General features: G+C 72.4%; 12 protein-coding genes and 2 pseudogenes. 4 read left to right on the top strand and 10 right to left on the bottom strand.

Annotated elements, in window-relative coordinates; all coding sequences use genetic code 11:
* The first annotated feature begins 80 nt into the window (after positions 1 to 80).
* Positions 81 to 1,019 carry an alpha/beta fold hydrolase gene (locus tag TPA0908_RS20960; protein ID WP_281940440.1) on the top strand — a complete coding sequence of 313 codons (939 nt, stop codon included), beginning with the start codon at positions 81 to 83 and terminating at the stop codon, positions 1,017 to 1,019.
* A 3-nt stretch (positions 1,020 to 1,022) separates the two neighbouring features.
* On the opposite strand, the gene TPA0908_RS20955 is transcribed toward TPA0908_RS20960, so the two are convergent.
* The 4 genes and pseudogenes from TPA0908_RS20955 to TPA0908_RS20945 all read right to left on the bottom strand — a co-directional run bounded on the left by TPA0908_RS20955 (position 1,023) and on the right by TPA0908_RS20945 (position 2,164).
* Positions 1,023 to 1,457: an NUDIX hydrolase gene (locus TPA0908_RS20955; protein WP_281940438.1), complete on the bottom strand. Its 435-nt coding sequence runs from the start codon at positions 1,455 to 1,457 to the stop codon at positions 1,023 to 1,025.
* Positions 1,442 to 1,629: pseudogene (locus TPA0908_RS31720) on the bottom strand (hypothetical protein). The gene TPA0908_RS20955 and the pseudogene TPA0908_RS31720 overlap by 16 nt, the downstream one beginning before the upstream one ends.
* A complete protein-coding gene (locus TPA0908_RS20950; RefSeq protein ID WP_281940435.1) occupies positions 1,626 to 1,877 on the bottom strand; it encodes a hypothetical protein in 252 nt (83 codons plus the stop codon). The pseudogene TPA0908_RS31720 and the gene TPA0908_RS20950 overlap by 4 nt, the downstream one beginning before the upstream one ends.
* An 89-nt stretch (positions 1,878 to 1,966) precedes the next feature.
* Complete coding sequence (locus tag TPA0908_RS20945) at positions 1,967 to 2,164, bottom strand: hypothetical protein (RefSeq protein ID WP_281940433.1); 198 nt, start codon at positions 2,162 to 2,164, stop codon at positions 1,967 to 1,969.
* Between the two features lie 225 nt (positions 2,165 to 2,389).
* On the opposite strand from TPA0908_RS20945, the gene TPA0908_RS20940 reads away from it, so the two are divergent.
* Positions 2,390 to 3,136 (top strand): GntR family transcriptional regulator, encoded by a 747-nt coding sequence (locus TPA0908_RS20940; protein WP_281940431.1) that lies wholly within the window; start codon positions 2,390 to 2,392, stop codon positions 3,134 to 3,136.
* A 167-nt stretch (positions 3,137 to 3,303) separates the two neighbouring features.
* Here the strand turns inward: TPA0908_RS20940 and TPA0908_RS20935 are convergent, their stop codons facing one another.
* Positions 3,304 to 5,115: an acyl-CoA dehydrogenase gene (locus tag TPA0908_RS20935; RefSeq protein WP_281940429.1), complete on the bottom strand. Its 1,812-nt coding sequence runs from the start codon at positions 5,113 to 5,115 to the stop codon at positions 3,304 to 3,306.
* A 252-nt stretch (positions 5,116 to 5,367) separates the two neighbouring features.
* Between TPA0908_RS20935 and TPA0908_RS20930 the strand changes: the two genes are divergently transcribed.
* Positions 5,368 to 6,735: an FG-GAP repeat domain-containing protein gene (locus tag TPA0908_RS20930; protein ID WP_281940427.1), complete on the top strand. Its 1,368-nt coding sequence runs from the start codon at positions 5,368 to 5,370 to the stop codon at positions 6,733 to 6,735.
* On the opposite strand, the gene TPA0908_RS20925 is transcribed toward TPA0908_RS20930, so the two are convergent.
* Together TPA0908_RS20925 and TPA0908_RS31830 are read right to left on the bottom strand one after the other, a co-directional pair.
* Positions 6,723 to 9,968 (bottom strand): AfsR/SARP family transcriptional regulator, encoded by a 3,246-nt coding sequence (locus TPA0908_RS20925; RefSeq protein ID WP_281940425.1) that lies wholly within the window; start codon positions 9,966 to 9,968, stop codon positions 6,723 to 6,725. The genes TPA0908_RS20930 and TPA0908_RS20925 overlap by 13 nt on opposite strands.
* A 15-nt stretch (positions 9,969 to 9,983) precedes the next feature.
* Positions 9,984 to 10,178: pseudogene (locus tag TPA0908_RS31830) on the bottom strand (helix-turn-helix domain-containing protein); the annotation flags it as partial.
* A gap of 254 nt (positions 10,179 to 10,432) precedes the next feature.
* On the opposite strand from TPA0908_RS31830, the gene TPA0908_RS20920 reads away from it, so the two are divergent.
* The gene (locus tag TPA0908_RS20920) at positions 10,433 to 11,857 is read left to right on the top strand and encodes a C40 family peptidase (protein WP_281940423.1); all 1,425 of its coding nucleotides are present in this window, start codon (positions 10,433 to 10,435) and stop codon (positions 11,855 to 11,857) included.
* Between the two features lie 102 nt (positions 11,858 to 11,959).
* On the opposite strand, the gene TPA0908_RS20915 is transcribed toward TPA0908_RS20920, so the two are convergent.
* The 3 genes from TPA0908_RS20915 to TPA0908_RS20905 all read right to left on the bottom strand — a co-directional run bounded on the left by TPA0908_RS20915 (position 11,960) and on the right by TPA0908_RS20905 (position 16,564).
* Positions 11,960 to 13,447 carry an ATP-binding protein gene (locus TPA0908_RS20915; RefSeq protein WP_281940422.1) on the bottom strand — a complete coding sequence of 496 codons (1,488 nt, stop codon included), beginning with the start codon at positions 13,445 to 13,447 and terminating at the stop codon, positions 11,960 to 11,962.
* Positions 13,448 to 13,514: 67 nt separating this feature from the next.
* Positions 13,515 to 14,690 carry an alanine--tRNA ligase-related protein gene (locus tag TPA0908_RS20910; RefSeq protein WP_281940419.1) on the bottom strand — a complete coding sequence of 392 codons (1,176 nt, stop codon included), beginning with the start codon at positions 14,688 to 14,690 and terminating at the stop codon, positions 13,515 to 13,517.
* A 278-nt stretch (positions 14,691 to 14,968) separates the two neighbouring features.
* Positions 14,969 to 16,564 (bottom strand): glycosyltransferase, encoded by a 1,596-nt coding sequence (locus TPA0908_RS20905; RefSeq protein WP_281940417.1) that lies wholly within the window; start codon positions 16,562 to 16,564, stop codon positions 14,969 to 14,971.
* Between the last annotated feature and the right edge of the window lie 80 nt (positions 16,565 to 16,644).

Here is a 16,644-nt window from a genome sequence, read left to right as displayed (position 1 = left end):
CTCAGCCTACCCCATCTTGCACCGATCGTTTCAACATGCGTATGGTTCTCGCCATGACAAGTTGGACCGATCATTCCAGGATGGCGACGACCGACCGCGCGACCAGCCTGCACGCGCTGCGGCTGCCCGACGGGTTCACCGACGTGTTCACCAGCCGGCTCGTGGAACTGACCGGGCTACGGCTGCACGCCGTCACCGGCGGGGACGGCCCGCCGCTGCTGCTGGTCGGCGGATGGCCCCAGACCTGGTACGCGTGGCGGAAGGTGATGCCCGCGCTCGCCCGCACCCACACCGTCGTCGCCGTCGACTCGCGCGGGGCCGGGCTCTCCGACAAGCCCGACGACGGCTACGACGCCGGCACGCTGGCCGCCGACCTGGTCGCGCTGATGACCGCGCTCGGGCACGACCGCTTCGACGTGGTCGGCCACGACATCGGCACGTGGACCGCGTACGCCCTCGCGGCCGACCACCCCGAGCGGGTGGGCCGACTCGCCGTCGTCGAAGCCGTGATCCCCGGCGTCGTGCCGTCCCCACCGGCCTTCAGCCCGGCCGCGGTCAACCAGAAGCTCTGGCAGTTCGGCTTCAACCGGCTCACCGACCTCAACGAGGAACTCGTCCGGGGACGGGAGCGGCTCTTCTTCGGCTGGCAGTTCGCCACCAAGGCCGCCACCCCGACCACGATCCCCGCGTACGCCGTCGACGTCTACGTCGACGCGATCACCGCGGATCCGCGCGCGCTGGGGGCGAGCTTCGCGTACTACCGGGCGCTGGACGAGACGATCGCGCAGAACGAGCGGCGCAGCAGGACCCGGCTGACGCTGCCGGTGCTTGCCGTCGGCGGCGCGTTGTGGAGCGGCGCGGGTGCCGCCCAGACGATGCGGCTGGCGGCCGACGACGTCACCGGCATGGTCCTCGACGACTGCGGCCACTACCCGGCCGAGGAACAGCCGGCGCGGTTCACCGAGATCCTGGCGGACTTCCTCGACGGCAAGCCGCTGGCGGGTATGCCGCACGACTGACGGTCAGTCGAACAACCGGCCGACGAGGGCACCCTGGCCGGACTGCAGGACGTGCGCCGCCCGCAGCGGAATCCAGAAGCACTCGAACCGGGTGGGCTCCCGCTCGCCGTCGTGGTCCTCCCGGCTCGCCCACCGCTCGGGCGTCGCCTCGTGCAGCGCCAGCTCGAAGACGTGCCGACGCTGGATCTCGAAGCGAAGCGGGCTGATGTCGTACTCGATCATCCCCAGCTCGCGCACGACGGTGAAGTCCCGCAGTCCGGTCTCCTCGCGCGCCTCCCGGAGCGCGGCGTCCGCCGGGTCCTCCCCCGCGCGGACGCTGCCGCCCGGCACCTGGATGCCCACCTCCTCGTAGCTGAAGTCGACGTGCCGGAAGACGAGTAGTCGCCCGTCCCGCACCACGTAGCAGAGCACCTTGGTGACCATCACTTTCTGGGCCATGGTGCCGGCCTCCTCCCGCCCACCCTGGGCCGTTCGTTGCGCAAGCGCCCCAGCTTGTGCTGCCGCACCTGCTCGTCCCACACCGCCTGGTCGTAGTCCGGATCCGGCGGGATCCACCGGTGCGACCATCGCTGTAGTGGAACTTCTCGTCCCCCGCACGCAACACGCTCACCGCAGCCACCCCAGGAACCGCCGGTGCAACGCCCCCGCCGGCGCCCAACCCAGATCCGCTGTCGCGCGCACCAACTGCGCCCCCAGGTACATCGCCAGCGAGACCGACGCGCCCTCGTACTCGGCCCGTAGCTCCCGCCGCCGCTCCGCGCACGGCCACGGCGCGTCGCACCCACCGCACGTCCAAGCCGGCAGCACCGGCCCATGCGCGGTCGCTCCCACACCGGCAAGCGCCGGCCAATTCCTCATGCCACCTTCCATCGAGGGTACGGAGTCAACCGCGCCCGGCACGCCGCCGGCATCGCGTCGACGAGGTATTCCAGTCGGCCCCCCGCCGGTCACGACCGTTCCCCCGGCAGGTCGACCGGGTCCGACTCGTCCGGGAACGGTCCTCTCGACAATCGCCCGGCCTGATCCAGCAGACGGCGATGAGCCGCCGCTTGCTCGCGTTCCTGAATGGTCGTGCCGATACCGCGCACGTCCGGCCCATCCCGACGCAGCAGTCTGCGAAGTAGGCCGAAGATGTTCGTCTCCACCGCGCCTCCATCGGCGTTCGGGCAGGCGGAACCCAGGCAGGTGCCGCCACAGGGGGAGGGAGACGTCCCGCTACCGTCCGCCTGGTTGCTGACCGGAGCCGAACGGTAACGGGTCGCTAATGGCAAAGCTAGTACACTAGCTTTGCGGCGACAAGCACGCCACGCAACTTGGCACACCAGGTTCTCTGTGATCGACTGGGCGGGCTGACCGGAGGTACCGCCGCCATGCCGACGTCACCCGCCTATCTGACGATCGCCGCCGACCTACGCGCCGCCATCGTGTCGGGAGAACTACCCGCCGGAGCCAAGTTGCCGTCAGAGTCCGGGCTCATGCGCCAGTACGACGTAAGCCGCACCGTCGCCAAGTGGGCCATCGCCGTTCTCAAAGGCGAGGGCATCGTGGAGGGTCGCGCAGGATCCGGCGTGTATGTCAGAGATACCAAGCGGCTGGTCCGCCACGCACAGGCCCGGGACCTCCGGACCGGCGACGGCCCGACCTCACCGTTCGCCCGCGACGCTGCCCGCGCCGGTCAACAGGGCACCTGGGAACACGAAAGTCGACACGCCCGGGCCGACGAGAAGATCGCCGCGCGGCTCGGCTTGGAATCGGGTGCCTCGGTGATGCGTACGGCATACCGCTTCCTGGCCGACGGCGAACCGATCCAGCTCTCCACCTCGTACGAGCCGCTTGCCCTCACCGGGGGCACTCCGGTGGAGTGGCCGGAGGAAGGCAGCGCGCTGGGCGTGGTCGCCCGCATGGACGCGATCGGCGTCCGCGTGAACGAGGTGGTGGAGCGGGTGAGCCTGCGAGCGGCGACGGCCGACGAGGTCGAGGCCCTCAACCTGCCGGCTCGGACCTTCGTGCACACTATCGAGCGGACCTACACGGCAGGGGGGAGGCCGGTGGAGACGGCCGACATCGTGCTGCCCGGCGGCCGTTACGACCTCGTCTATCGCCTCCCGATCGACTGATGATGCCGCGACCGGGCGGGGGACGACTCTCCTTGCGAGCGATATGACACCAAGTCATAAATATGACAGGACGGTATATCGCTCTCCACCCCAAGTCCTCGGGGGAACGTCACACAACGTGACACCGGAATGGGGGCGTCCGGACCGGCACCATGCCCGCCTGCGAGTCAGAACCAGCTCTCCCGCATGTCCAGCGTGGTGCGGTCCAGGCTCTCCAGCAGGTCGAACTGCGCGACCACCTTCGGCAGCTCCCACCGGTAGAAGTACCGCGCCGCCGCCCGCTTCCCGGCGAAGAACTCCCCCTCCGGCGACCCCAGCGCCTCCACCGCCAGCACCTGCTCCAGCCACATCCAGGCGATCACCACGTGCCCGACCGCCTCCAGATAGACCGAGGCGTTGGCCAGCGCCAGCTCCGGGTCGCCCGTGGCCCACAGGCGCCGGGTCACCACCGCGATCCGGTCCACCGCCGCCCCGAGCCGCCCGGCCATCTCGGCGGCGGCTCCGTCCGCCTTCCAGGCCCGGTTCACCGTGGCGCGCATGGTCTCCAGCAGCAGTTCCAGCGCCGCGCCGTCGCGCATGGTGACCTTGCGGCCGAGCAGGTCGAGCGCCTGGATGCCGTGGGTGCCCTCGTGGATGGCGTTGAGCCGGTTGTCCCGCCAGTGCTGCTCGACGTCGTAGTCGCGGGTGTAGCCGTACCCGCCGTGCACCTGGATGGCCAGGTCGTTGGCGGCCAGGCACCACTGGGACGGCCAGCTCTTGGCGATCGGGGTGAGCAGTTCCAGCAGCAGGTGCGCCCGCTCCCGGTCCGCCCCGTCGGGCGCGGTCTTCTCCTCGTCGAGCAGCCGCCCGCAGTAGAGGACCAGCGCCAGCGCGCCCTCCACGTAGCTCTTCTGGGCCAGCAGCATCCGGCGTACGTCGGGGTGGGCGACGATCGGCACCTGCGGCGCGGTGGGGTCCTTGTCAGCGACCGGCCGGCCCTGCGGCCGTTGCCGGGCGTACGCGACGGACTTCAGGTAGCCGGTGTAGCCGAGCGCGGTGGCGCCGGCCCCGATGCCGATGCGTGCCTCGTTCATCATGTGGAACATCAGCGCCAGCCCTCGGTGCGGCTGCCCGACCAGGTAGCCGACCGCCCCGGCCCGCCCGTACGGGCGGTGCACGCCCTCACCGAAGTTGAGCAGCGTGTTGGTGGTGCCCCGGTAGCCGAGCTTGTGGTTGAGCCCCACCAGCACCACGTCGTTGCGCGGGCCGAGCGAGCCGTCGTCGTCGAGCAGCACCTTCGGCACGATGAACAGCGACAGGCCCTTCACGCCGGGCGGCCCGCCGGGAATGCGGGCGAGCACCAGGTGGACGATGTTCTCGGCGAGTTCGTGGTCCCCGGCGGAGATCCACATCTTGGTGCCGGTGAGCCGGTAGGTCCCGTCGTCCTGCGGCTCGGCGCGGGTGGTGAGGTCGGCCAGCGAGCTGCCGGCCTGCGGCTCGGACAGGCACATGGTGCCGTAGAACCGGCCCTCCACCATCGGCCGGACCCAGGTGTCGACCTGTTCCGGACTGGCGTGGGCGAGCAGCAGGTTGGCATTGCCGAGCGTGAGGAACGGGTACGCCGAGGTGCCCACGTTGGCGGCCTGGAACCAGGCGAACGCGGCGGCGGCCACCGCGTGCGGGAGCTGCATGCCGCCCACCGACTCGTCCAGGGTGGCGGCGAACAGCCCGGTCTCGGCGAACGCGTCCAGCGCGGCCTTGACCTGCGGAATGGTGCGCACGTGCCCACCCTCGACGGTGGGTTCGGCGGTGTCGGCGGCGCGGTTGTGCGGGGCGAACCGTTCGGCGGCGACCCGCGCGGCGAGGTCGAGCACCGCATCGAACGTCTCCCGGGAGTGCTCGGCGTAGCGGGGCCGCTCGGTGAGCCGGGTCACGTCCAGCCAGTCGTGCAGCAGGAACGCCACGTCACGGCGGGACAACAGCAGGTCGGACGACGACACCGTGGACTCCTCCCAGGTCGGCCGGCCTCAGCCGCGGCGCAGCCCGGCGACGGCCTCCCGCAGGTCATCCTGGCCGATCAGGGCCGGCCGCGCACCCTCCACCGCCTCGCGTCGCGGTGCCCACCGAGTACGGGATGGGTCCTGGAAGCGTCGCGTCAGCCTGCCGTCAGCAGGCTCCGCGAGTCTCTGAGCAACCGCCCGGTCCAAGAACCGGGCAGGTCATCGGACCCCTCGGCGATTGGATCATCACTGGTGAAGAACCCCTCCTCCACGGCAGCCGCCCTCTGCGTCACGGCCGCCCTGACCACATCCGCGCTGCTGGGTGCCGCACCCGCCCTGGGCGCGGAGTCGGGACCGGACCTGCCGCCGGCCCTCGCCCCGCTGACCGCCCAGTACCAGACGGCCGCGTGCGATCCCGCCGGTCCCACCGCGAGCGACGGGACGCTCGCCACCCAACTGAACTCACGGCTGAACTCGGACATGCGGGGTTACATGTCGGCGTACCGCGTGTCCTGCGCGCGGGAGGTGGTCGAAGCGGTGCGGGCCCGGGGGTTGGCTTCGCGCGCGGCGGTCATCGCGATCACCACCGTGATCGTCGAGACCCACCTGCAGAACATCAGTGAGGAGGTGGACCACACCAGCCTCGGCCTGTTCCAGCAGCAGGAGTGGTGGGGCACCCGGGCCGAGCGCCTCAACCCGGCCTCGGCCACGAACGCCTTCCTCGACGCGATGGTGCGGAAGTATCCCAACGGCAGTTGGGCCAGCGCCCCGATCGGCGAGGTCTGCCAGGCGGTGCAGGTGTCGGCCTACCCCGACCGCTACCAGGTCCAGGCGTCGGACGCGCAGATCATCGTCGATGCGCTCTGGGACGCCACCGGCCCTCGCACCGAGGACGTGCCGATCTCGGGTGACTGGAACGGCGACGGCATCGACACCGTCGGCGTCTACCGACCCAGCAACTCCACCTTCTACCTCCGCGACACCAACAGCGGCGACGCCACCCGCATCTTCAAATTCGGCAACGGCCCCTCCGGCGACATCCCCGTCGCCGGCGACTGGAACAACGACGGCAAAGACACCGTCGGCGTCTTCCGACCCACCAACTCCACCTGGTACCTCACCAACGGCACCACCACCACCGACCACGAATTCATCTTCGGCCACGGCCCCTCCGGCGACCAACCCGTCGCCGGCGACTGGAACAACAACGGCTACGACTCCGTCGGCGTCTTCCGACCCACCAACTCCACCTGGTACCTCACCAACGGCACCACCACCAACACCAACGACACCAACTACGAATTCAAATTCGGCCACGGCCCCTCCGGCGACCAACCCATCGCCGGCGACTGGAACAACAACGGCTACGACTCCGTCGGCGTCTTCCGACCCACCAACTCCACCTGGTACCTCACCAACGGCACCACCACCAACACCAACACCACCGACCACGAATTCATCTTCGGACACGGCCCCTCCGGCGACATCGCCGTCCCCGGCCAATGGAACACCAACACCAACACCACCCCCGGCGTCCGCCGCCCCAGCAACAACACCGTCTACCTCCGCAACACCAACAGCGGCGGCCCCGTCGACACCCAATTCATCTACGGCATCTGACCACCACACCCACCACGGCGGGACCCGGACACCACCGGATCCCGCCGTGGCGGCAGTGGGGTCAACCGTGCCTCGATCGCGCCGCACTCGCGCTCCCGGTCGGGAAGGAACGTCGTCCCGAGCAGGTCCCGGACAGCCGCGCAGTGCTGCCGGGCGGTCTCCGGCTCACCCTGGCGGATCGCCACCTTCGCCCGCACGATGAGGGCATCGCTGTGCAGTGCCCGGTAGGCGTTGCGGGAGGCGATGAGGACGGCGTCCTCCGCGGTCCGGCCGGCCTCCTCGGCGGCGCCCTCGAGCAGGGCGGCCTCAGCGAGGCCGATGGCCGCCTGGCACTCGAAGTACTGGAAGCCCCGGTTCCGGCTGATCGACAGGCTCTCGGTGAACCGGGCACGGGCGTCATCGACAGCCCGGCTTCCCAACAGCGCGAAGCCCAGCGTGTTGAGGGTGGCCGCCTCGGCCCGCAGGTTGCGCAGTTTCCGGGCCAGCCGCAACGCCTCGGCGGCGTTGTGCACGGCCGACACCCACTCGTGCAACTGTCGGTCGAGCTGGCTCAGCTCGTCGAGCACCGACAGTTCACGCAGTGTCGACCCGGTGCGACGGTAGTGGTCGAGTGCGGTCTCGAAGTGGGCGCGTGCGGGCTCGAAGTCTTCCATCTGTCGCAGGACCATCGCCAGGTTGTGCCGGTTGGCCATCGCCGACGGATGGCGCGCGGACCTCTCGTTCAACTGCTGAGCCGCCGTCAGGTAACCGGCCGCCTCGGCGAGCTGCCCCCGTTCGTGGCACAGGGTGCCCAGGTCGTTCAGGGTCACCGCCCGAACGTGGTGGAACTCGGGGCCGTCCCCCAGGGTCAGTGCCCGCTGGTAGAGCTCCTGTGCCTCGTCCGGATGGCCCAACTCGGCCTGCACGAGCCCGAGGTTGTGCGACAGGTACGCCTCGCCGACGAGCCAGCCGCTGCCCCGGGCGGCCTCGATACCCCGGCGGTAGGCGTCGGCGGCCAGGTGGTGCTTTCCCGCCGCCCAGTGTGCCTGCCCGATGGTCTGGTGCATGGCGGCCTGAGCCAGCACGTTGCCCGCGGCCTCCGCGGCGGCGAGCCCGGCCGACCCGGTCGCGAGCCAGGCGAGCACGTCTCCCGAGACGAAGAAGTAGCCGCGGAGCTGGTCGGCCAGTTGCCAGGACCGTGCGCCGTGTCCGTCAGCCGCGGCGACCTCGACGGCGGCGAAGAGGTTCGTCGCCTCCCGGCTGAGCCATCCCGTCGCGGCGTCGAGGTCGGGAAAGGGGTTCCCGGTCGGGTCGACATCGATCGGCAGCCGCACCATGTCGGCATAGACCAGGTCCATCGCCGATGCGGTTCGCGCCAGGTACCAGGTGTAGAGCCGGCCCAGGGCCGCGGCGCGGTCGACGGGCGTCTCGCGGGTCTCGCCGGCTCGCAGCGCGTAGAGGCGCAGCAGGTCGTGGTACCGGTAGCGGCCCGCCCCGCCGGGCTGGAGCAGGTTCTCCGCGACAAGGTGCTCCAGCGTCGCCCGGACGCCGCGCTGCTCCGTGCCGAGCAGCGCGGCGACCGCGGCGGCCGAGAAGTCCTCACCGGGGATCAGCGCGGCGGCGTGGAAGACCTCGGCCGCCGCCGCCGGCAGGGCGCGGCAGCTGATGGCGAAGCTGCTCGTCACGGTACGGTCGCCGAGGCTGAGTCGGGCGAGCCGCAGCCGCTCGTCGGTCAGGCCCTGGAGGACCTCGGCGACCGTGGTCCCCGGTCGGCCCGCCAACCGGCCCGCCATCAGCCGCACCGCGATCGGCAGTCGGCCGCACGCGTCGACCAGGGCCTCGGCGTCCCCGCGTTCGGTGTGGACCCGGGCCGCACCGAGCTTGATCCGCAGCAGGTCCAGCGCCTCGTCCGACGTGAACACCGGCAGGAGCGTCGTGGCGGCGCCGTCCAACTCCGCACACTGGTTACGGCTGGTGACCAGGACCGCGCTTCCGCCCGGACCCGGCAGCAGCAGGCGGATCTGGGCGGCGTTGTGCGCGTTGTCGAGCACGATCAGCACCCGTCGGTCGGCGAGCACGCTGCGGTAGAGCGCGGCGGCCTCGTCCTCGTCACCGGGGATGGCACGCGCCTCGACCCCGAGTGCCTTCAGCAGTCGGGCGAGCCCGTACGCGACCGCGACCGGCCGGTCGTCGCCACCGCGGAGGTCGAGGTAGAGCTGCCCGTCCGGGAAGTCCCGCCGGAGTCCCCAGGCCGCCTTCAGGGCGAGGCTGGTCTTGCCGACGCCGGCCATGCCGGAGATGACGCGGACGACAGGTGAGCCGTGCTCCGGATAGCGGAACGCGCGTTCGATGTCGCGCAGCTCCTGAGCGCGTCCGCAGAAGTCCACCGGTGGCGCCGGCACCTGCTGCGGCGTGACGGCACCACGGATGTCCACCGGCGTACCCGCGCTCCGATCCCCCGGCCCGCCGATCACGGCCTGCCGCGCCTCGATCAACTCGCGGCCGGGGTCGACGCCCAGTTCCTCGGCGAGCCGCTGGCGGACACTCTCGAAGGCTTCGATCGCGGCGGCCTGCTGACCCGAGGCGGCGAGCGCGACGACCAGCCGCGCGTGCAACGACTCGTGCCACGGGAACCGCCCCGCCAGCCGGCGCAGAAGCGGGAGGACCTGCCGCTGCCGGTGCACCACCTCCCCGAGAGCCGCCAGGCGCACGGCCGCCTCCACGCGCTCCTCGGCCAGCGCAGTGATCAACGGATCACCGGCGAGTTCCGGCACGTCCTGGGCGGCGTCGTCGCCGCGCCACATGTCCAACGCGTCGAGGAGCAGCTCGAAGGCGCGCCCGGCGGGCAGGGCCGGCGCGCCCGCGTCGAGAAGACGGGACCGATAGGCCACCAGGTCGAGTCGCTCGGCATCGGCCCGCAGTTGGTACCCGCCCGATCCCAGGATCACCGACGGTGGCTGGTCCGGGTGCGGTGTCGGCTCCAGCAGGCGACGGATGCGACTGACGTGGGTCTGCACCACGTTGGCCGCCGACGCCGGCGGCGTGTCCCCCCACAGGAGATGGATGAGCTCCGCGCGGCTCACAGGGCGGCCAGGGGTCAGCGCGAGGCGGGCCAACACGACACGGTGCCGTCCGGTCCGGAGGTCGGTGGGCTGACCGTTCCGGGTGACCAGCAGCGGCCCCAGCACAGAGATCCGGGCCGGACCGGTCGCCTCCGGTCGCTCCCGCTGCGGCGGCCGGGCGAGCTGGGTCATCCGCACGCGGTCCTCGTGGTGAAGGCCCAGAGCGTCCGCGAGCGCCTGCAGAGAACGTCCTCGCGGCCTCCCGCTACGCCCCTGTTCGAGGTCACGAACCACACCGACGCTGACCCCGGCCCGATCCGCGAGATCGGCCTGGGTCAGGCCGCGGCCGACCCGGGCGCGTCGGAGAAGCTCGCTGAGGCCGCCGTTCCCCCCGTCGTCCATCGTCGACTCCCCCGTACGCATGATCGTCAACCCGTAGGGCCGCCCCGCGGCGCCCCCGGCGGCTGGCTCATCGACGGGTAGCCGGCGACCGATGCCGCCGGCGGTGTGACGATCCGACTCCTACCTCTGTCCGGACAGATCGTAGTACGAGTTTCACTACAGGATCTGTCCCTCCAGTCAGGCGTCAGGAGCGCTCCGCACACTCTGGGGCGAGGCGAGGCGGCAAGCACGCCGGAACAGACGAGGAGAACATCTTGCACTCATACGCTCGACGAGGTGGCTGGTGGGCCCGCCGGTCAATGGTGCCGGTGGCGGTGCTGGCCGTGGCCCTGGCCGCGATGCCGACTGTGGCGTCCGCGACGCCGGACGCCTCCGCGCTGGACCCGGCCGGGCTGGCGGTCACCGCGGTTCCGGGTGATCCGGCCCTGCCCGACTACCCGGGCCTGACGCCGCGGGTGGGAGCGGCCGCCGCGGTGGGCACCACGCCGACGCCCTGCGGCGACAACGGTTCCGACAAGGACATGCAGCGATCGGACGCGGTCAAGCGGGCACGCAGCTGGCTCAGCGTGGGTGGGGTCCCCTACAGCCAGAACCGCTGCTACGAGAACCAGTACGGCGACTACCGCACCGACTGCTCGGGGTTCGTGGCGATGGCGTGGGGTCTCGGCGGCTCGGGAAGCGCGTTCTGGACCGGAAACCTGGACAGCAGGTCACACACGATCGCGCGTGGTGACCTCGCCCCGGGCGACGCGCTGCTGCGGCACACCGGGGATCCCAGCGAGAACCACGTCGCGCTGTTCGTGAAGTGGAGCGACTCCGCGCACACCGCTCCGGTGGTGATCGAGCAGACGGGCAGCTCGGACACGATCGAGCGGACCTGGTCGTCCAGCTACGCCGGGCTCTACACCCCGGTCCGCTACGACAACATCCTTGAGGACGTCTCCCCGGAGGACGTGCCGATCTCGGGTGACTGGAACGGCGACGGCATCGACACCGTCGGCGTCTACCGACCCAGCAACTCCACCTTCTACCTCCGCGACACCAACAGCGGCGACGCCACCCGCATCTTCAAATTCGGCAACGGCCCCTCCGGCGACATCCCCGTCGCCGGCGACTGGAACAACGACGGCAAAGACACCGTCGGCGTCTTCCGACCCACCAACTCCACCTGGTACCTCACCAACGGCACCACCACCACCGACCACGAATTCATCTTCGGCCACGGCCCCTCCGGCGACCAACCCGTCGCCGGCGACTGGAACAACAACGGCTACGACTCCGTCGGCGTCTTCCGACCCACCAACTCCACCTGGTACCTCACCAACGGCACCACCACCAACACCAACGACACCAACTACGAATTCAAATTCGGCCACGGCCCCTCCGGCGACCAACCCATCGCCGGCGACTGGAACAACAACGGCTACGACTCCGTCGGCGTCTTCCGACCCACCAACTCCACCTGGTACCTCACCAACGGCACCACCACCAACACCAACACCACCGACCACGAATTCATCTTCGGACACGGCCCCTCCGGCGACATCGCCGTCCCCGGCCAATGGAACACCAACACCAACACCACCCCCGGCGTCCGCCGCCCCAGCAACAACACCGTCTACCTCCGCAACACCAACAGCGGCGGCCCCGTCGACACCCAATTCATCTACGGCATCTGACCACCACACCCACCACGGCGGGACCCGGACACCACCGGATCCCGCCGTGGCGGCGCGCCCGGTCGGAGTCGTGGCGGCCGGCCGGGAAGCGGAGGGCCGGCCTCAGCCGCGGCGCAGCCCGGCGACGGCCTCCCGCAGGTCGTCCTGGCCGATCGGGGCCGGCGACGCGCCCTCCGCGGCCTCCCGCAGCGCCTTGGCGAGTTGCACCCGGCGCAGCACCTCACGCAGGTCCGCGCCGGTGAGCCCGGCCGTGTCGGCGGCCAGCGCGGCCGGGTCGAGGTCGTCGGCGAACATCCGGAAACCGGGCCGCTCGTGCCGGTCGATCAGCTCGCGGATCATCTTGGTGAGGATCTCCGCGCGGCCGGTGTCGTCCGGCGCCGGAATGGCGATCTTCAGGTCGAAGCGGCCGGAGCGGATCAGCGAGGCGTCGACGCGCTGCGGGAAGTTGGTGGTGGCCACCACGATGACGTCCGGGTTCTCCTCGAACAGCGTGTTCATCTCCTGCTTGAAGATGCCGGCGACGGCGTTGACCGCCTGGCTGGCCGCGTCGCCGCCGGCGCCCGCGTAGCTGATGATCGAGTCGAACTCGTCGAAGAGCATCACGGTGGGCCGGCGGTAGCGGCGGGCGTCGCGGAAGATGCGCTTGATGTTGCGCTCGGAGCCGCCGAGGTACTTGTCCAGGATCTCCGGCGTGCGGATCTCCACGAAGTCCGCGCCGACCTCGTTGGCGAGCGCCCGGGCCAGCATGGTCTTGCCGGTGCCCGGCGGGCCGTACATCAGGATGCCCTGCGGCCGGCGCGCGCCCCAGCGGGCCATCGCGGCCGGGTGCCGGAACGACACCGCCACCTCGCGGAACCGGGCGACCACGTCGACCAGGCCGCCGACCTGGTCGAGCGTCACCGTCTCGCTGCGCGGCGCGGCCACCGTCGCGCCGCGCGGCGCGGCGACCGGTCGCCGCCCCACCCGGTACGTCCGCCCGCGCAGCACCGTCGGCTCCAGGGTGTCCCCGGTCAGTTCGCGGACGGCCTGGAGCAGCACGCCGAGCACCACGCGCAGGTGCTCCGGTCCCACCTCGGCGCTGGGCACGTCGACGCGGATGCGTACCGTGCCGTTGTCCTGCTCGACGCGGGGGCGCACGCCGGCTTCCTCGGCGGCGCGCAGCACGGCCCGACCGGCCGGGTCGCGCGGCGGCGTGGCCAGCGCGGTGCCGGCCGGTCGCAGCCCGAGGCGGCGGGTCGCCTCGGCGGCCGCCCGGCCCACCGCGGCGGCCGGGCCGTCGACGGCGCGGGCGGCGAGCCGCTCGGCGAGCAGCAGGCCGACCGGGCCGGCCAGGCCGAGGGCGAGCAGGCCGGCCGGGGCGGCCTCCACCCGCAGGTACGCCTCGAAGCGGTGCACCGGCTGTCCGTCGACGGTGTCGGCGCGCAGGGTGCAGCGGACCTCCCGCACCGGCGCGGGAAAGTCGGTCTCGGCCAGCAGCTCCACCGGCCCGCCCTGGGCGGCGGCCAGCAGCCCGGCCGGGTCGGCGATGCGCACCTCGGCGCCGAGCAGCGGCACCGTCTCCTCGTCCGGCCGCACGTCGTACCCGGTCATGGGGCCTCTTCCCTCGCGGCGATGTCTGCACCGAGTCTGGCACCGGCCGGGCCGGGCGGCCAACCGCTCAGCCGGCGTCGGCGAGCAGCGCGTCGACCAGGTCGCGGGGCAGCCCGTGGGTGTCGTGCAGCCAGTGGTAGTCGGATTCGGTCAGCGCGCCCCGCGCACGGACCCGCGCCACCAGCGGCCGGCCGCGCCGCAGCAGCCCCCGGAACCGGCGCTCCTCGTCGCGCAGCGCCGCCCGCAGCGGACCCGGCTCGACCGGCTGGCGGAACCGGCGCAGCGTGTCGTCGTATCCGGTCAGTGTCAGCTCGTCCAGGCTCCGCGTCGGGTCGTCGCGCCACAGCACGGTCAACGCGCGGCGCAGCAGCCGCCGCAGCACGTACCCGCGGCCGGTGTTGCCCGGGCGTACCCCGTCGCCCAGCACGACCACCGCGGACCGCAGGTGGTCGGCGACCACGCGCAGGTCCGCGCCGCGCAGGCCCCACCGGTCGCGGACCGCGCCCACCCACGGGCGCAGCCCGTCGCCGGTGAACACGGACCGGTCGCCGCGCAGCACCATCTCCAGCCGTTCCAGGCCCATGCCGGTGTCGATGCTGGACACCGGCAGCGGCGTGAGCCGGCCGTCGGGGTGCCGGTGGTGTCGCATCTGCACGTGGTTCCACACCTCCACCCAGCGGTCGTCGCCGCTCGGGGTGCCGGTGGGCGGGCCGTCACCGGTCCACACGAAGATCTCCGAGTCCGGGCCGCACGGGCCGGTCGGGCCGTTGGACCACCAGTTGTCCGCGCCGAGCGCCTCCACCGGCACGCCGAGCGCGGTCCAGGTGGCGCGCGCCGTCTCGTCCGGCCCGAGGCCGTGGTCGTCGCCGCCGAAGACCGTCGCGTGCAGCCTTCCCGGCGCGATGCCGTAGCCGTCGGTGAGCAGGTCGAAGCCCCAGCGCAGGCTGGTCGCGATGTCGTAGTCGCCGAGCGACCAGGAGCCGAGCATCTGGAACACGGTCAGGTGGGTCCGGTCGCCGACCTCGTCCAGGTCGGTGGTGCGCAGGCACCGCTGCACGTTGACCAGGCGGCGTCCGCCGGGGTGCGGGCGCCCCAGCAGGTACGGCGTGAGCGGGTGCATGCCGGACGTGGTGAACAGCACCGGGTCGCCGGGCGGCGGCACCAGGGAACTCTCCGGCGCGTCGGAGTGGCCGAGGCGATGGTAGTGCTCCGCGAAGGTACGGATGATCTCGTCGGGGGTCATGGCGGGTGCCTTCCGGGTACGGGCGTCCGGACGGCCCACCCGACGGTGGCCGTGACACACGACGACGCCGGCGGACCGTCTCCGGTCGCCGGCGTGGGATGGGGCAGGTCAGGCGGCGGCAACCGGCGAGCGGGAAGCTCGCGCGGCCGCGGCGGTGAGAGATCGCCAACCCTGCATGCCGTCCACGCTACCCCACACCCACCCCTCGCCTCGCGCTGATTCACGGGAAGCGTGGCTGTCGGCGGCCGAATGGCCACGCTTTCCGTGAATCAGCGCGTTCAGGGCAGCGGGGCGGGGGTGGGGGTGAGCAGGTGGTGGTAGAGGGTGGTGAGGCGCGCGGCCTGGGCCTCCCAGGTCCAGGTGGACAGCGGCGAGTCCGGGCCGTCGTAGGCGGCGCGGTAGCGGGCCGGGTCGGCGAGGACCGCCCGGACCGCGCGGGCCAGGTCGGCGGCGTCCAGGGCGCGGAACACCTCTCCCTGGCCGGTGGCCCGGACCGTGTCGGCCATGGTGCGGACGTCGCTCACCACGATCGGCAGCCGCGCGTGCGCGTACTCGAAGAACTTGGTGATCAGCGCGATCTCGTGGTTGGGCCAGTGGTGCAGCGGGATGAGCCCGACGTCGGCGGTGGCGAGGAACGCGACGAGCTGCCGGTGCGGCACGTACGGCAGCACGTGCACCCGGTCGGCCACGCCGTGCCGGGCGGCACGCGCCACGACCTGCCGGACGTAGGCGGCGGCCGGGTCGGCGACGACCAGGGCCAGATGTACGCCGGGCAGCCGGGGCAGCGCCTCGACCACGGTGTCCACGCCGCGCTGGACGGCCATCGCCCCGCTGTAGACCAGCAGCGGGGTGCCGGCGGCCAGGCCGCAGCGGGCCCGGAGGTCAGGTGCCTCCCGGCCGCCCGCCTCGCCCGCGTCGACCGGGACGGACCCGGTCCCGGTGACCGACGCGCGCACGGCCCCCGGCCCGAACTCGGCGGCGGCGACCGGCTCGGCGGCGGTGACCGGCTCGGCGGCGGTGACCGGCTCGGCGGCAGTGACCGAACCGGCGGCGACCGACCCGGCGGCAGTGGCCGGTTCGGCGGCGGTGACCGGCGCGTTGAGCACGACGGTGGGGCGGTCGGGCAGGGCGTGGTCGCGGACCAGCAGGTCGGCGAGCGTGTCGGAGACGGTGACGACCGCGTCGGCGTGGCCCACGTACTCGCGGACGTAGCCGAGGTGGGCGGGCAGCCAGCGGGCGTTGTCGCGGCGGGGCCGGGCGCCGGGCAGCCACTCGTGGGCGTCCCAGACCAGCTTCACGGCGCGGCCCCGGGCCCGGGCGCGGTCGACCGCGCGGGCGGCCACGCCGAGCATCCGGAAGTCGTGCGCGTGGATCAGGTCCGGGCGCAGCGCGTCGACGACCGGGCCGGCGACCCGCTCGTAGTCCCAGAGGCCGGGCTCCAGCCGACGCCAGGCCCGGTCACCGAGCCGGGCCGCCCAGTAGCGGACCTGGGCGTGCTCCACCGGCCGGCGGGCCAGCCGGGCGGCGCGCAGCGGCAGACCGCCCCGGGCCACCAGCCGCCGCCGCAGACCGGACATCCCGCCCACCGGCCGAGGCAGGCCGTCGCGCGGACCGGGTGCGCCGTCGCCCGGGTCACCGACGGCCGGTCGGGGGGCGCGGGGGGCGTCGAGCGGCAGCACGCGTACCTCGGCGTCGCCGAGCCGCCAGCGACGCTCGGCGTCGACCCGGGCGCAGCCGAGCAGCGTGACGTCCCAGCCGGCGTCGGCGGCGGACCGGGCGGCCTTCTGCACCCGCGAGTCACCCTCGACCGCGTTGTCGACAAGCATCACCACCCGCCGGCCGGCGGCCGGCGGCGTCGCGGCGTCGTACGGCATCAACGACCACACCCCCTCAGCTCGACGGCGCGAGTGTACGGGGGCCGGCGACCGTCCCGAAGCACACAGAAGCCGCGCTG

Source organism: Micromonospora sp. AKA38, from assembly GCF_027925725.1.
Taxonomy (GTDB): Bacteria; Actinomycetota; Actinomycetes; order Mycobacteriales; family Micromonosporaceae; genus Micromonospora.
Note: the sequence above shows the minus strand (reverse complement) of the source record. Positions and strands in the feature narration are given on the sequence as shown.

Coding starts and splice junctions, on each gene's coding strand:
- TPA0908_RS20960 (WP_281940440.1), top strand. CDS start 81: ATGGCGACGACCGACCGCGCGACCAGCCTGCACGCGCTGCGGCTGCCC.
- TPA0908_RS20955 (WP_281940438.1), bottom strand. CDS start 1,457: ATGGCCCAGAAAGTGATGGTCACCAAGGTGCTCTGCTACGTGGTGCGG.
- TPA0908_RS20950 (WP_281940435.1), bottom strand. CDS start 1,877: ATGAGGAATTGGCCGGCGCTTGCCGGTGTGGGAGCGACCGCGCATGGG.
- TPA0908_RS20940 (WP_281940431.1), top strand. CDS start 2,390: ATGCCGACGTCACCCGCCTATCTGACGATCGCCGCCGACCTACGCGCC.
- TPA0908_RS20925 (WP_281940425.1), bottom strand. CDS start 9,968: ATGACCCAGCTCGCCCGGCCGCCGCAGCGGGAGCGACCGGAGGCGACC.
- TPA0908_RS20915 (WP_281940422.1), bottom strand. CDS start 13,447: ATGACCGGGTACGACGTGCGGCCGGACGAGGAGACGGTGCCGCTGCTC.
- TPA0908_RS20910 (WP_281940419.1), bottom strand. CDS start 14,690: ATGACCCCCGACGAGATCATCCGTACCTTCGCGGAGCACTACCATCGC.
- TPA0908_RS20905 (WP_281940417.1), bottom strand. CDS start 16,564: ATGCCGTACGACGCCGCGACGCCGCCGGCCGCCGGCCGGCGGGTGGTG.